Source organism: Snodgrassella alvi, from assembly GCF_040741455.2.
GTDB classification, from domain to species: domain Bacteria; phylum Pseudomonadota; class Gammaproteobacteria; order Burkholderiales; family Neisseriaceae; genus Snodgrassella; species Snodgrassella alvi_E.
This window is the reverse complement of record NZ_CP160328.2, coordinates 1,009,146-1,022,235: the sequence shown is the minus strand read 5'-3', so window position 1 is coordinate 1,022,235 and position 13,090 is coordinate 1,009,146. Positions and strand designations below refer to the sequence as shown.

At 40.5% G+C, this 13,090-nt stretch carries 12 protein-coding genes and 2 tRNA genes; 3 read left to right on the top strand and 11 right to left on the bottom strand.

Features of this window, described 5'->3' with window-relative positions:
* Positions 1 to 93: 93 nt before the first annotated feature.
* Together ABU615_RS04690 and pyrE are read right to left on the bottom strand one after the other, a co-directional pair.
* On the bottom strand, positions 94 to 663 hold the full coding sequence (locus tag ABU615_RS04690; protein ID WP_267392175.1) for a DedA family protein: 570 nt from the start codon (positions 661 to 663) through the stop codon (positions 94 to 96).
* Positions 664 to 753: 90 nt separating this feature from the next.
* The gene (gene pyrE, locus ABU615_RS04685) at positions 754 to 1,392 is read right to left on the bottom strand and encodes an orotate phosphoribosyltransferase (RefSeq protein ID WP_370389294.1); all 639 of its coding nucleotides are present in this window, start codon (positions 1,390 to 1,392) and stop codon (positions 754 to 756) included.
* Between the two features lie 74 nt (positions 1,393 to 1,466).
* On the opposite strand from pyrE, the gene ABU615_RS04680 reads away from it, so the two are divergent.
* From ABU615_RS04680 to ABU615_RS04670, 3 genes are all read left to right on the top strand, one after another.
* Complete coding sequence (locus ABU615_RS04680) at positions 1,467 to 2,237, top strand: exodeoxyribonuclease III (protein WP_370389293.1); 771 nt, start codon at positions 1,467 to 1,469, stop codon at positions 2,235 to 2,237.
* 601 nt (positions 2,238 to 2,838) lie between these two features.
* Positions 2,839 to 2,914 (top strand) — tRNA-Asn (locus ABU615_RS04675).
* A gap of 2 nt (positions 2,915 to 2,916) precedes the next feature.
* Positions 2,917 to 2,992: transfer RNA gene (locus tag ABU615_RS04670), tRNA-Lys, on the top strand.
* Between the two features lie 706 nt (positions 2,993 to 3,698).
* On the opposite strand, the gene ABU615_RS04665 is transcribed toward ABU615_RS04670, so the two are convergent.
* From ABU615_RS04665 to ABU615_RS04625, 9 genes are all read right to left on the bottom strand, one after another.
* Positions 3,699 to 4,604 (bottom strand): glycosyltransferase family 2 protein, encoded by a 906-nt coding sequence (locus tag ABU615_RS04665; RefSeq protein WP_370389292.1) that lies wholly within the window; start codon positions 4,602 to 4,604, stop codon positions 3,699 to 3,701.
* The gene (locus ABU615_RS04660) at positions 4,601 to 5,923 is read right to left on the bottom strand and encodes a hypothetical protein (RefSeq protein ID WP_100151776.1); all 1,323 of its coding nucleotides are present in this window, start codon (positions 5,921 to 5,923) and stop codon (positions 4,601 to 4,603) included. The genes ABU615_RS04665 and ABU615_RS04660 overlap by 4 nt, the downstream gene beginning before the upstream one ends.
* Before the next feature lie 233 nt (positions 5,924 to 6,156).
* Complete coding sequence (locus ABU615_RS04655) at positions 6,157 to 6,702, bottom strand: cysteine hydrolase family protein (protein WP_267408523.1); 546 nt, start codon at positions 6,700 to 6,702, stop codon at positions 6,157 to 6,159.
* A 746-nt stretch (positions 6,703 to 7,448) separates the two neighbouring features.
* Complete coding sequence (locus ABU615_RS04650) at positions 7,449 to 8,717, bottom strand: Y-family DNA polymerase (RefSeq protein WP_267408522.1); 1,269 nt, start codon at positions 8,715 to 8,717, stop codon at positions 7,449 to 7,451.
* Complete coding sequence (locus ABU615_RS04645; protein ID WP_370389291.1) at positions 8,701 to 10,092, bottom strand: exonuclease domain-containing protein; 1,392 nt, start codon at positions 10,090 to 10,092, stop codon at positions 8,701 to 8,703. Before ABU615_RS04645 ends, ABU615_RS04650 begins: the two co-directional genes overlap by 17 nt.
* Before the next feature lie 10 nt (positions 10,093 to 10,102).
* Complete coding sequence (locus ABU615_RS04640) at positions 10,103 to 10,726, bottom strand: LexA family protein (protein ID WP_370389290.1); 624 nt, start codon at positions 10,724 to 10,726, stop codon at positions 10,103 to 10,105.
* A 261-nt stretch (positions 10,727 to 10,987) separates the two neighbouring features.
* Positions 10,988 to 11,230 (bottom strand): hypothetical protein, encoded by a 243-nt coding sequence (locus ABU615_RS04635; protein WP_100140436.1) that lies wholly within the window; start codon positions 11,228 to 11,230, stop codon positions 10,988 to 10,990.
* A 23-nt stretch (positions 11,231 to 11,253) separates the two neighbouring features.
* Positions 11,254 to 11,862 carry a nucleoside triphosphate pyrophosphatase gene (locus ABU615_RS04630; RefSeq protein WP_100157293.1) on the bottom strand — a complete coding sequence of 203 codons (609 nt, stop codon included), beginning with the start codon at positions 11,860 to 11,862 and terminating at the stop codon, positions 11,254 to 11,256.
* A 151-nt stretch (positions 11,863 to 12,013) separates the two neighbouring features.
* On the bottom strand, positions 12,014 to 13,006 hold the full coding sequence (locus ABU615_RS04625; protein WP_370389289.1) for an MDR family oxidoreductase: 993 nt from the start codon (positions 13,004 to 13,006) through the stop codon (positions 12,014 to 12,016).
* Positions 13,007 to 13,090 lie beyond the last annotated feature (84 nt).

The following is a 13,090-nucleotide window of genomic DNA, read 5'->3' as shown; positions in this document are numbered from 1 at the left end:
TACTTACTTATATTGAAAAAAAATTTGAATCAATCAATTATTCAAGTTAAACATTTTATATAGGTTGCATACACCTGCTTAGCGAAAAATAAATCAGTCTTGTTTACTGTGCCGATGTTTAATATAAAGATAAACAGCCAGAACTATTGCAGCTATCAACAGAGCAACAACTAAAGCAATTTCAGTATATTGCTCAAACTGAGTAAACAACCACTGTGCAGATTGTCCGAATACATAGCCGAAACTTACTATTATAGTTGCCCAGATCAATGCGCCCAGTAAATTAAGCAGAATAAAGCGGCGGAAAGGTACTTTGCTCATACCAATGGCTATGGGACCAGCGATCCGCAGTCCATACATAAAACGTACCCCAACAATAATCAATGAACTATGTTTACAAAGAAGTCGGTCAGTTTTCCGTACCATTGGATCCAATTTAGGAAAATGTTGTATTAGACGCGTACCATAATAGCGACCAAGAAAAAAACACAACTGGTCTCCCAGCATACCACCACCGGCAGCACATAATATAGAAGGTAAAAATAGCAGATAACCCTTATGCACAAAAAAGCCAGCCAAGGTCAAAATGGTTTCACCTTCAAGAATACTGCCAATAAAGATGGCCATATAGCCATAATGACTAAGTAATTGTTCAACATTCATCTGGTCAATACCAGCTAAAGATAATCAAATTGTAAACATAAGATTGTATGAATCATTCATGCAATCCTTTTTGCTAGAACCAGACAAATTTTACACACCATATTGCTGTCTGTATTCAGTCACCGGCTGATGAAAACTAGCCAAAGCTGAATCATTTTCCAATAGACGAAGCAAATCATCCAGAGTAGCGATAGCCAACACTGGAATCTGATATTGCTGCTGTACTTCCTGAACAGCAGATTGCATACCTTGGCCTTTTTCCATTCGGTCCAGTGCAATGGCTACTCCGGCAGCAGTTGCCCCTTCACGCTGAATAATTGTTACCGACTCACGAACCGAAGTACCAGCTGAAATGACATCATCAATAATCAGTACGCGCCCCTGTAAAGGTGCACCAACTAATACACCACCTTCACCATGATCTTTGGCTTCTTTACGGTTATATGCGTAAGGTACATTACGTCCTCGTTCTGCCAGCATCATCGCCGTTGCCGCAGCCAGAATAATGCCTTTATAGGCTGGTCCGAACAGCATATCAAATTCAATTTTGCTTTCCAGAATAGAACGAGCATAAAACCGTGCCAGATGCAAAATACTATAGCCATCATTAAAGAGACCGGCATTGAAAAAATAGGGCGTTTGTCTGCCCGCTTTAGTAGTAAACTGGCCAAATTTTAAAACCTTCTGTTGCAAGGCAAAATGCAGAAAATCCTGACGAAAATCAGACATAACTATCCTTAATGATAAAATGGAATACAAAAACTTAAGCTTTAAATTTTATCATCAAACGAAAGGACATGCGGATGCGCATCATTTCTGCCAACGTTAATGGAATACGTTCTGCCACCAGTAAAGGTTTTATTGACTATCTTGCTCTGGCTCAGGCAGATATCGTGTGTGTACAGGAACTAAAGGCGCAGGAAGCTGATATGACAGAAGAGATGAAGCATCCACTGGGCATGCATGGGGCGTGGCATACCGCTCTTAAACGAGGTTACAGTGGTGTGGCTATATATAGTAAACAGCAGCCGGATGCTATTCAAATTGGATTAGGTTGGGAGGATTTTGACAAAGAAGGCCGATACGTGCGTGCAGATTTTGGTCAATTGACAGTTATTTCATTATATATGCCTTCTGGCAGTAGTTCAGAAGAGCGACAGAAGGCTAAGTTTTGTTTTATGGATAAATTTCTGCCAATACTGCGAGACTTGCAGACATCACAACGAGATATTCTGATTTGCGGTGACTGGAATATAGCTCATCAAAATATTGATATAAAAAACTGGCGGGGTAATCTGAAGAATTCAGGTTTCTTGCCGGAAGAGCGCCAGTGGCTAAGTCAAGTAATCAATGAACTGGGCTGGGTCGATATCTGGCGCACCTTGTATCCGGAAATACCCGGTTACACATGGTGGAGCAATAGAGGGCAGGCTTATGCAAAAGATGTAGGCTGGCGTATAGACTATCATTTGGCCACCCCAAATCTGGCAGCCTGTGCGCAGCAAGCAAGCATCTACAAAGATGTTAAGTTTTCTGATCATGCTCCTCTGATTGTGGATTACGCCTATCCATAGTATTAGCATAATAGAATACGAAAAGTTGAGTTATTTGTAGAGTAAAATGTATGTGGCTGGAAAAAGAAAATTGGTTTGGTCTCAGTGCATCGTTATCTAATGTCTCAATAATTGGAACATTAACCCACATATAGAAATTGAATACTGCCTTTATTGAACCGGCTTTGCTGACTATTCATATTAATTTCAAAAAATTAGCAAAATTATCACACATTAGGGTATGAAAATTCGACAGTTAATTTTGGCTGATTTTGAGTACGTATGGTTACAGCCGGTTTTATATTTGCCAAAATTTTAGCTTGGCAAAAATCTTTTATTCTGAACCAAATCAATTCAATTCAATATATTAATACAACAGTGCTGTTTAAATATGAAATCTGCTATCAGAAACCGGCTAAATTTCTTTCAAAATATTTTCTTAAATTACACTCAATAGTTATTCAGTTAATCCATCAGCTTTTACACATGAATACTTCCCATGTTTTATGAAATTCAAAAATTAAATGTATATTATTTCCAGTGGTTTGCATTAAAGATAATGTCTATTTAGAACGAAAGGGTTGACGAAGTGCGCAACGCCACCTATAATTCGCTCTTCCTTTCCCTGATAGCTCAGTCGGTAGAGCGACGGACTGTTAATCCGCAGGTCCCAGGTTCGAGCCCTGGTCGGGGAGCCAAAGGGTCGTTAGCTCAGTCGGTAGAGCAGCGGACTTTTAATCCGTTGGTCGAGCGTTCGAATCGCTCACGACCCACCAAATTACTGCCAACATATTTAATGTTGGCTTTTTTGTTTTCAAATTCTGTTTATTATTTATTCTGTCTAATGTATATCAATAATTATGCTGTGATCAGTTGCCAGTAATTCGGCAAATATTCATATTTTTTAAAGAAGAGTACTTATGAATATTGTATAAAGCTATCTGATTTCGTTAGGACAAAAAAAATTTACTTTGATTTCTGGCCATTGTCTTCGGAAGATATTTTCGATTGTATTGATTGATTTAAATAATTATATAGTTAATTTTAATTGGTTTTAAATATGTGGGTTTAATTGACCTAACACGTAAAAATTATTGTTTTATAATAAAAATTACACATTAAATATAATTATTTCATTGTTCAGCTATTCTTAAAATATATTGGAATAAGTAATGTTTGAATGTACTCAATGCATCGGAATAATAAAAATATTGGGTTGATTTTTGATAAAAAGCATTTATTGAAATTTATCGTATTACTACTGAGAGAAATAAATTTTATTTTTTATGTATTAACTTTATCATTCATCATAATTATTTAGATCTATGTTTACAAAATAAGCAAATAGATAGGTTTGTTCTAATAAATTTTTAAGTTTATTTAAAGAATAATATTTAATTTTTAATTATATTAAGTGTATTCTTATTATTCAGGTAGCTAAGAAGCTACCTGAATTTTTATTTCATTTATAAATTTTATAATTTATTTAACATTTAAAAAACACAAGTATTTAAGTTCTTTTATACCTTTGGTGACTGTATTTAAAATAAGTCCAGAAAAAAAAGTAATAATACCTACAATTCCAATTCCTATAGATGTTATTAATGTAGGAAATCTTGGAACTAAACCAGTATTATAGTAATTAATTAAAATTGGAGTGAATAATATAAGCGATATTATTATGAATATCGTTGAAATAAAACCGAATAATAATAATGGCCTTTCATGTTTACATAATTTGATGATCAGCATTAAGATGCGCATACCGTCTTTGTAGGTATTTAATTTACTCGTAGAGCCTTCTGGTCTTCCTTTATAAGGAGCTTCAATATGTCCAATAGCTACATTCAATTGGAGAGCATGTATGGCTATTTCAGTTTCAATTGCAAAGCCTTTTTCATTTGCAGGAAATGACTTTACAAATCGCTTAGAAAAAATTTTATATCCTGATAGCATATCATGAACTCGATTGCCAAATAATATTTTTACTGCTCCCGTGATTACTTTATTACCAAGTTTATGACCTGACCTATAAGCATTATTTTCAGTTTCTATTCTAATAGCATTAACTAAATCATAGTTGTTTTGTATAGCTAATTCCAACATTTTTGGCGCTATTTGGGCATCATATGTATCATCACCGTCAACCATGATATAGTAGTCCGCATCAATATCTACGAACATTTTTCTGATTACAGCTCCTTTTCCTTGAATATATTCTTCTTTAACCAAGGCTCCAGTATTTTTTGCAATTTCTTTTGTACCATCAGATGAATTGTTATCATAAACATAAATAGTTGAGTTGGGGACGGCCTTACGAAAATCATTTATAACTTTTTCAATAGTAATGGCTTCGTTATAACATGGTATTAAGACTGCCACATTCATTTCTTTGTATCCTTTATTTTATAAGTATAAAAATATATTATTGCTGCTATGCCTAAATACTGAGATGGTAATAAATATCTTAAGTCACTGGCAACACCAATAAACAAATACATTCCTATATAAAAAATACCGGAAAAGCAAAGACAATTAATCAATTTATAGTGTTGTGAATTAAAATCAAAATTTTTCTTAAATGTTTTTATAAATAATATGATTAAGACTAATAGCCATGGAAGACCACTAAGCGTATAGGAGAATAAGCTATTTTTATTCAAAAATATTTTTTTATAAATGGATTCAAATTTTTGGGATTTAGGTTCATAAGTTTTTTCGTTATCTTTGCTAGCATCGTAAAAGCCCAAATCTAAACCATATCCATATGAATTATGGTTTGTGAGAAATATTATAAAATGACTGATACGATGCTTAATATAATAATATGGATGTTTCTTAATAGAAGCTATCCATTGTTTTGTCAGTAACTCATTGACAGATTTTATATTATTACCACTATTTAATTTGTTGAGAAGAAAACTACATTTTCCCCATCCTGCATAGTTATCCCATAATTCTGACGAATAACATTTTCCCAGTACCATATCTTTCTCATGATCTGAAAGACCAATAGGAAAGTAATTTATTTTGCTAAAATGAGATATGCCTGAAATATCAAATACTTTTAGGGATATTATTGGATAATTTTTATGTGCTTTAAGTATTGTATGGTTTATTGGACTTTGAACTAAAACTAATAAAATAGATAATAAAACAGAATAACATATGATTTTTTTATTCCAATTGGAAAAAGCTAAATACATTATTATTGGAGCAGTTATGAAAGCTGCATTTGCCCTAAAAAGAGAGGTGAAGATTAACAAAAGTATTAATATAATTCTAAATATTATATTTTTATGCTTTAGATATATTGGTAATAGTCCACTAATCAATAATATTAATGTTGCAAGAAAAAAGTCTTTATAAACCCAGCCAAAATAACTAAAAAATAAAGGTGAAAAATATAAAATTAAATAAAGTAGTACAACGTACCTTTTTTTTAAGTTTGATAATAATAATACCAGTGAAAGACTATTGATAATAATTAATATAGCATATAAAGAATACTTAGTACCTGTTGTAATTAACAGAATGCGCCATATATGGCTTAATATTGGAGGGTGCCAATCTTCATAGTTATTGGTCAACGCTTGATAATATTGATTATATGTGTCGCCATATATTATGCCTGGATAAACTAAATAGATAGATAATGGTATTAAAAATATGGATATAATTAATAGATGTAAATTATATTTGTTCAAATCCTGTTTTCCTTATTATCTTAGTGTTACTAAAATAATTAAATACTAATTGCCAATAAATAATAGATTAAGTTAAAAATTAATATATGTCCATATATATAAAACAATACATTATATAATTATACATATTTATTAGTTTCATCACTTATACTTAATAGTATTGTTATAATTTTCTCTTATTTTAGAAATATATTAGTTTATTCCTTTTAATTTCAGTTATCAAAATTAAATCATCATACAATAGTTGCACCTAAAGTGTTTTGAAAATGTTTTAATGCCCACTCATGACCGATAGAATCGAAGCTGGCAACGGCACTCTGATGTATGACTATTTTATAGTTCAGATTATAGGCATCTACGGCGGTATGTAGCACACAGATATCGGTGCATACACCGGTTAAATGTATTTCGGTAATATTTCTTTCGCGCAAGCGTATATCCAGATCGGTGCCGCTGAAAGCGGAATAATGGCGTTTATTCAGCCAGTATACTTGTGGGTTGGTTTGATTTTGTCTGTATAGTTGTTTGAGTACGCCATACAATTCTTGCCCCTGAGTACCGATGACATTATGTGGTGGGAAAAGTTTGTTTTCAGGGTGATAATTATCATCTGCTTTGTGTGCATCTATGGCAAATACTACGAAATCTCCCTGTTCCATAAAGGTTTTGGTTAAATTCACCATCGCGTTTTCAATTGATTGTCCGGCTTTTCCGGTTGTAAGCGCGCCGTCTGTTGCGATAAAGTCATTGGTGTAATCGATTGAAATCAGTGCTTTCATATATGATGTTTAAATTGTGGTTATTGATGATATCTCATAAGATCAAATAATAACTCTTCTGATTTTTTACAAGCAATAATATTAAATACTCTTCTGCTTAGAAGAAGTCTGTAGAAAATAGACTCATTTTATAAGCTTTTGTGACTGTTTCAATATCTTTTAATGTAGGAATTAAGACGGTCTGTTGGCTTCTGTTATTAAGTGAGGGTATTTAAATTTTATTAATACTGTTTAGCTATGGCTGTTCACTCTCTCGTTAAGTACTCCTTCTATTTGTCACACATCAGGGCAAAATACCGAACTGGAAATTTTGGTGTGTAAATAGTTGTAGAAAATGCTTCTTGGTTCATGTTTTATGCGTTTGTCTTGCCAAGTAAACCGGATATTGTTTTCTGATCCGGAAAAACTGTGATTTTACGTACCTGAATGTTTTTGGTATTAGTATGTTGTACTTATTCTTCTTTTTCTTAATGAATCAAGATTTCTGGACTAGAAAATTGAGATGAATATTTAACGGAATAAAGAAATTTGGAAATTTTTTAGAATGCGGGATGGTGGATTCTGATGCTCAGGGAGTGTGAAACAAAAAATAGAAGGTTCCAGATTAGCCAAATTTAAAAGGCATTTATTGCACAGATTTCCCAGTTATAGAATTTGTTTAAATAAATTATTGCTGTATTGCTAGATAAGCTGATATTTAGTTATTTTTATATAAAAATTTACTATGGTTTAATTCGTGTGTATTTTTAACTGGTGATTACAGCTAAGTCAGTTATCTGAGTGGTGTAGCAGGGGCTAAGTTGGGCACGGGTCATGAGCCAGTGGTTGGATTGCAGTTCGCTACCCAGTTGGATGCTATTGCGGCCGTAGTGGTTGGTGATGTTGTCCCATGCGACCATCAGTTCGGGGCGGTGGTTGTGTTGGCTGGGGCAGAGTAAATCCAGTTGTTGGAAGTGATGTGTTGGTTCGATGCCGCCCAGTTCGATGCCGCATTTTTTGTATTCGTAGCCGGGGCGGTAGATGCGGCGCAGTAAATTCTGGGCGATGCGATTCAGGGTGATGCTGTCGGCGCTGGCATGTGGCAGTTTGATGAATTGGTAGCCATTGTATTGGGGCAGGTCGTGGCGGAAGCGGTTGGTGTAGATAAATACGCCGATGATATGTGCCTGACTATGCTGTTCGCGCAGTTTGGCGGCGCCAGCGGTGATGTGGTGGCTGATGGCTGCTTGCAGACCTTCGAGGCTGGTGACCATTCTGCCGAAGCTGCGGCTGCGTACGATGTTCTGGCGGTTGGCTTCTTCAATGATAAGTTCGCTACAGGGGATACCCTGCATTTCGCGCTGGGTACGTTCGAGTACAACGCCAAACTGTTTGCGCAGGGTGGGAGTGTGGGCGTTGATGAAGTCAAGGGCGGTGTGGATACCCTGTGCGGCTAGTTTGTGGCCGATTCGGCGGCCAATACCCCAGATTTCGGTGACGGGTTCGCTGGCAAGGGCACGTTTCTGGATGTTGTGACTCCAGTCTGTCCAGACGACAACGCCGTTGAAATGGTGGCGGTGGCGTTTGGCTAGGTGGTTACAGAATTTGGCCAGTGTTCGGGTGGGGGCAATGCCGACGCAGGTGGGTATGCCAACCCATTGCTGGATGCGGTTGCGGATGTTGTGTCCAATCTGGTGCAGGTTGCTTAGTCCTTGCAGGTCGGCAAAGCATTCGTCGATGGAGTAGATTTCGATGGCGGGCACAAGGGAAGCGATGGTGCTCATCATGCGCCGTGATAGGTCGGCATACAGTTCGTAGTTGGATGAAAAAACGGTTAGTTTGCCTTGTTGTATGAGATGCTGAATCTGAAAGTAGGGTACGCCCATTTTGATGCCTATGTCTTTGGCTTCGTTGGAACGTGAGATGACGCAGCCGTCGTTGTTACTGAGTACGATGATGGGCTGTTGTCTGAGCTCGGGGCGGTAAACTCTTTCGCAGGAGCAATAGAAGTTATTGCCGTCAATCAGGGCAAACATGGGAGGGGTTCAGGGTTTGCAGGCGGTGTTTGTGTTGCTGGATGATCTGGTAGACGTCGCGATCCAGCTGGCCTTGTGGTTGGCTGAGGATGGTGTGCAGTTCGTCGCTATTGCTGGCGCTACCCAGATAAATCCAGTGATGGAAGATGTGGTATTTCTGTTTTTCTTTGACGTAGGCGTAGTGATTAAATGGCCAAGCGGCCAGTTTGATTTTTTGTAAGGCCAATGCCAGTTTGAGGTTGTGCATGTCGGCGCTGATTTTGTGGACACAGGCGCCGCTGCACTGGTGTAGCTGGTGGCGGAAACAGGGGCGGTTGCTGCTGCCTTTTTCGATACCGAGGGTTTGCAGGCACAGGTCGGTGCTGCTGATGGTGCTGTTGATGGTTTTCTGGGCATCGCTTTTACTGTGAAACAGGCCGTAGTAGCGCTGCTGCTGGTTAAGTAGAACATGGCGCATGGGGACGATACTCAAGGTGTCGTAGCCGTGCGCATTGGTGTCGACCCTGAAGCTAAACAGGTCTTTCTGGCGGCGCAGGCGGCGGTTAAGGATGGGTTGACGCTGTTTGATTTGTGCTGATTCGGTTAGCAAGGCATCCAGTTCGCCGCTACAGGGGATGATGTCTATTTTTCTGGCCTGTTGTGACAGGCTCATTTCTTTGCTGTTGTGCACATCCTGGTTGAAGTGGCTCAGCAGGCGGGTTTTGACTTGTTTGCTTTTGCCGATATACAGGGGCAGGTCGTTGTCGCCGTATATGAGGTATACGCCGTAATCGTCGCGGATGTTTTTCAGGATGTCGCTGTGGAGGTGGGCGGGCAGACTGGGGCGCTGCATGATGGTTTTGCAGGCCTGTTGCAGGGTGTCGGCTGAAAAGTTGTGTTTGAGTTGCTGCCAGAAGTCGTAGATGGCACGGGCATCGGCAAAGGCACGGTGACGGTTGTGCATGTCGATTTTGTGGCGGGCGATGATTTTGTCTAGGCCGTGATGTTTGTGTTCGGGATAGAGCAGGCGTGACAGTTTGACGGTACACAGTTGCTGCGGATTAAAGGTGTGGCCGAGTCGTTTGAAGGCGGCTTTAATGAAGCCGTAATCAAAGCGTACGTTGTGGGCAACGAAGATGCGATCTTTGAAGATGGTGGCAAGCTGGCTGGCAATTTCGTTATTAAAGTATGGTGCCTGTTCTACCATTTGGTTGCTGATGCCGGTGAGCGCTTGAATAAAAGGTGGAATGCTGGTGCCGGGGTTAAGCAGGGTATGGAAGAGCTGCTGTTGGCCGGCTTCAGTATAGACGACAGCGATTTCGGTTATGCGGTCGCTGGTGGTGCGGCCGCCGGTGGTTTCGATGTCGACAAAGGCGAGTTGCTGATCTGAGTACATGGTTTATGGGTTAGCGGACGTGTTTGATGACATAGGTGACGACGCCGACGATGGCGAGGGTGTCGCCTTCGCTAAAGCTGAAGTTGGGATAGGATTGGCTGCTGTTTTCGGAATGCAGTTCGACGTTGCCGTTGTCGAGTCTGTGCAGGCGTTTGATGGTGAATTCGTTACCTAAATCGGCCATGACAATGTCGCGGTGTTTAGGGGTGAGGGAGCGGTCGATGATTAGTAGGTCGTCACGACTGATGCCGGCATCGTGCATGGAGTCTCCGCCGCAGCGTACGGCAATGGTAGCGGCCTGATTTTTGATCAGGTACTGGTTGAAATCCAGATAGTCGCTGATGTATGGTTCTGCCGGGCTGGGGAAGCCGGCAGGAATAGTTTCTGTGGCCAGTGGAATGCTTAGCTGGCTGAGGTCGCTGGCTATTTTCCAGCAGTCGAGTGGTAGATGTTGTGCTGGTTGTAATGGACTGTCAGCCAGCTGATCAATCAGGTGCTCTACTGTTGGTATTAGGCTGACGGGGATGCGTTTAACTATTTTTGGTCCGGCAATTCTGGCTTTGCGTCCAGCGCCGGTTCTGCTACCACCGTGTGTGTTGGATTTTGCTGTTGTATCAACCACTAATATGCTCATCTTGATTAAGTTATTTAATCAAGAATGGTAGGGTTGTGATTTTTCTGCGTCAATTGTATCTAGCTGTAGCTTGCTGATAATGATTTGTTTTTATGTGGGTTATGCTGTTGGATATTACTTCTGTTGATGTAAGCTAACCGGTTTTGTGATTTTTTGATTATTCTGAATCATTGTTATTAATTGCAGGTGAATGGGTGAGATCGTTGCGCAGTCAATATGCGTTTGGATAATTTTAGGTGGGTAAGTATAGCTGGGAGTTGTCTAGTTTGGTTGCTGAGGTATAGAGGCTGGTCGGGAAGAATTGACAGAGGTTGATGGGATAATGCTATCTGAGGCAGTTTCATCAGCAATCCGGTCGAGAGTAGTGGTAGCTTCAAGGTGAGCGTTTTGGACATCGGAGGCGGTGATGGCTGCAGCTTCACTGGCGCTGCGATAATTTTCATGGTGTGAGCAGGCAGCCAGACTGGTAATGGCGAAAATAGGTAGTAAAGGCAGTATTTTCATGATGAATATAGATATTGTGTGGATTAATCTGGATTGGTAAGTGGAGTGCAGCCGCATTGGTTGAGTAGCTGGGTGGTTTCATAAACGGGTAAGCCCATGATACCGGTAAAGCTACCGCTGATGTGCTGAACCAGCATTCCGCCCAGCCCCTGGATGCCATAGGCTCCGGCTTTGTCCAGTGGTTCACCGCTGGCAATGTAAGCAGTAATCTGTTCATCCTGTAAGGGTGCAAAGTGTACAGTGCTGGTTTGCAGGCTGTGCAGGGTTTGGTTGTGCCAGTAGATGGAAACGGCGGTATGTACCTGATGCTGGCAGCCTGAAAGTAGTTTGAGCATGCGTGCCGCATCGTCGGTGTTGACTGGTTTGCCCAGAATGAGGTTATTCAGGCTAACGGTGGTGTCGGCGCTGATCAGCGGAAATTCCGGTGGCTGTTGCTGTGTCTGGTGCCATGTACTGAGTGCTGCACTGTTTTTCATACGTGCCATGCGCTGCACATATTTAGTGGCGTTTTCGTCTGGGTAGGGCGTTTCATCAATCTCTGCGGGCAACCGCAATACATGGTAGCCAAGATTGGTGAGGATTTCATACCGACGGGGGCTGCCGGAAGCAAGGTAGACGGTAGGCGGGTTCATTGATAAGGAATGGTGTGTTGGGTGTGTATGTTATCGGTTGATTGTGGTTATTTTAGCATTGCCTTACGCAAAATGGTTTTTTTCTCCGGATATCGGTGCGGCTGGATTTTGGTCTAGATCCAGTTACGAGCAGCGGGCTGGTTTTGTCTGGTTAGAGGTTTACATCAACGATAAACCGACCTCTGATTTTGCCTTTAATGATGTCTTGAGCGGTTTCAGGGCACTCATTCAGGCTGATAGTGTGGGCAATGTGCTGTAGTTGCTGTGTATTCAGATGTTTGGCCAGAAAATCCCATGCTGCTATGCGTTGAGAGTAAGGTGCCATAACGCTGTCGATACCGGCTAGAGTAATGCCTCTAAGTATGAAAGGGGCTACTGTGGCCGGTAAATCCATGCCCTGAGCCAGACCGCATGCGGTTACGATACCGCCATATTGAGTCTGGGCACAGATGTTAGCCAAGCTGTGTGAACCGAGTACATCTATAGCAGCTGCCCATTGTTGTTTTTGTAATGGTTTTTCTGCACTGGCCAGTGTTTTACTGTCAATGAAGTGGTGTACGCCTAATTGTTGTAGGTAATCGGTGTTACTGATTTTGCTGGTAGCAGCGGTGAGGGTATAGCCTAATTGAGCCAGTAACATAATGGCAACGGAACCGACACCTCCTGTGGCGCCAGTAATAAGAATGTTGCCATGTTCTGGAGTAATGCCATGTTTGATGATGCGTTGAACACAAAGGGCGGCTGTATATCCGGCCGTACCGATCATCATGGCTTGCTGGGTGCTTAAGCCGGCTGGTAAGGGGATAAGCCAGTCTGATTTAAGATAGGCATACTGACTCAGACAGCCCCAATGGGTTTCGCCACAGCCCCAGCCGTTTAAGATGACGCGATCTCCAGCTTTAAAGTGCTCGCTGCTGCTGCGAATAATGGTACCGGCACCGTCTATGCCGGGTACCATCGGCCATTGCCTTACTATGGGGCCGCTATTAGTGATGGCCAGAGCATCTTTATAGTTCAGACTAGAAAACTGAATTTGTATCAGGGTATCGCCTGTTTGTTGTAGCAGATTTTCTTCTCTGATTTGTTGGATGCTACAGGAAAAATCGTTTTCAGTTTTTTCTAAGAATATGGCCTTGGATAACATGACATTATGCCTTTTAGGGGGTAACTAGACGGATGGTCTAATTTTGATTATAGGCTGGTTGTCAGTAATGAGCAATTGGTCAAT

What these genes read in the sequence shown, in the direction of transcription:
- ABU615_RS04640 (WP_370389290.1), bottom strand. Translation starts at nt 10,726, where the DNA reads ATGAGCATATTAGTGGTTGATACAACAGCAAAATCCAACACACACGGT.
- pyrE (WP_370389294.1), bottom strand. Translation starts at nt 1,392, where the DNA reads ATGTCTGATTTTCGTCAGGATTTTCTGCATTTTGCCTTGCAACAGAAG.
- ABU615_RS04635 (WP_100140436.1), bottom strand. Translation starts at nt 11,230, where the DNA reads ATGAAAATACTGCCTTTACTACCTATTTTCGCCATTACCAGTCTGGCT.
- ABU615_RS04665 (WP_370389292.1), bottom strand. Translation starts at nt 4,604, where the DNA reads ATGAATGTGGCAGTCTTAATACCATGTTATAACGAAGCCATTACTATT.
- ABU615_RS04650 (WP_267408522.1), bottom strand. Translation starts at nt 8,717, where the DNA reads ATGTTTGCCCTGATTGACGGCAATAACTTCTATTGCTCCTGCGAAAGA.
- ABU615_RS04680 (WP_370389293.1), top strand. Translation starts at nt 1,467, where the DNA reads ATGCGCATCATTTCTGCCAACGTTAATGGAATACGTTCTGCCACCAGT.
- ABU615_RS04690 (WP_267392175.1), bottom strand. Translation starts at nt 663, where the DNA reads ATGAATGTTGAACAATTACTTAGTCATTATGGCTATATGGCCATCTTT.
- ABU615_RS04625 (WP_370389289.1), bottom strand. Translation starts at nt 13,006, where the DNA reads ATGTTATCCAAGGCCATATTCTTAGAAAAAACTGAAAACGATTTTTCC.
- ABU615_RS04630 (WP_100157293.1), bottom strand. Translation starts at nt 11,862, where the DNA reads ATGAACCCGCCTACCGTCTACCTTGCTTCCGGCAGCCCCCGTCGGTAT.
- ABU615_RS04655 (WP_267408523.1), bottom strand. Translation starts at nt 6,702, where the DNA reads ATGAAAGCACTGATTTCAATCGATTACACCAATGACTTTATCGCAACA.
- ABU615_RS04645 (WP_370389291.1), bottom strand. Translation starts at nt 10,092, where the DNA reads ATGTACTCAGATCAGCAACTCGCCTTTGTCGACATCGAAACCACCGGC.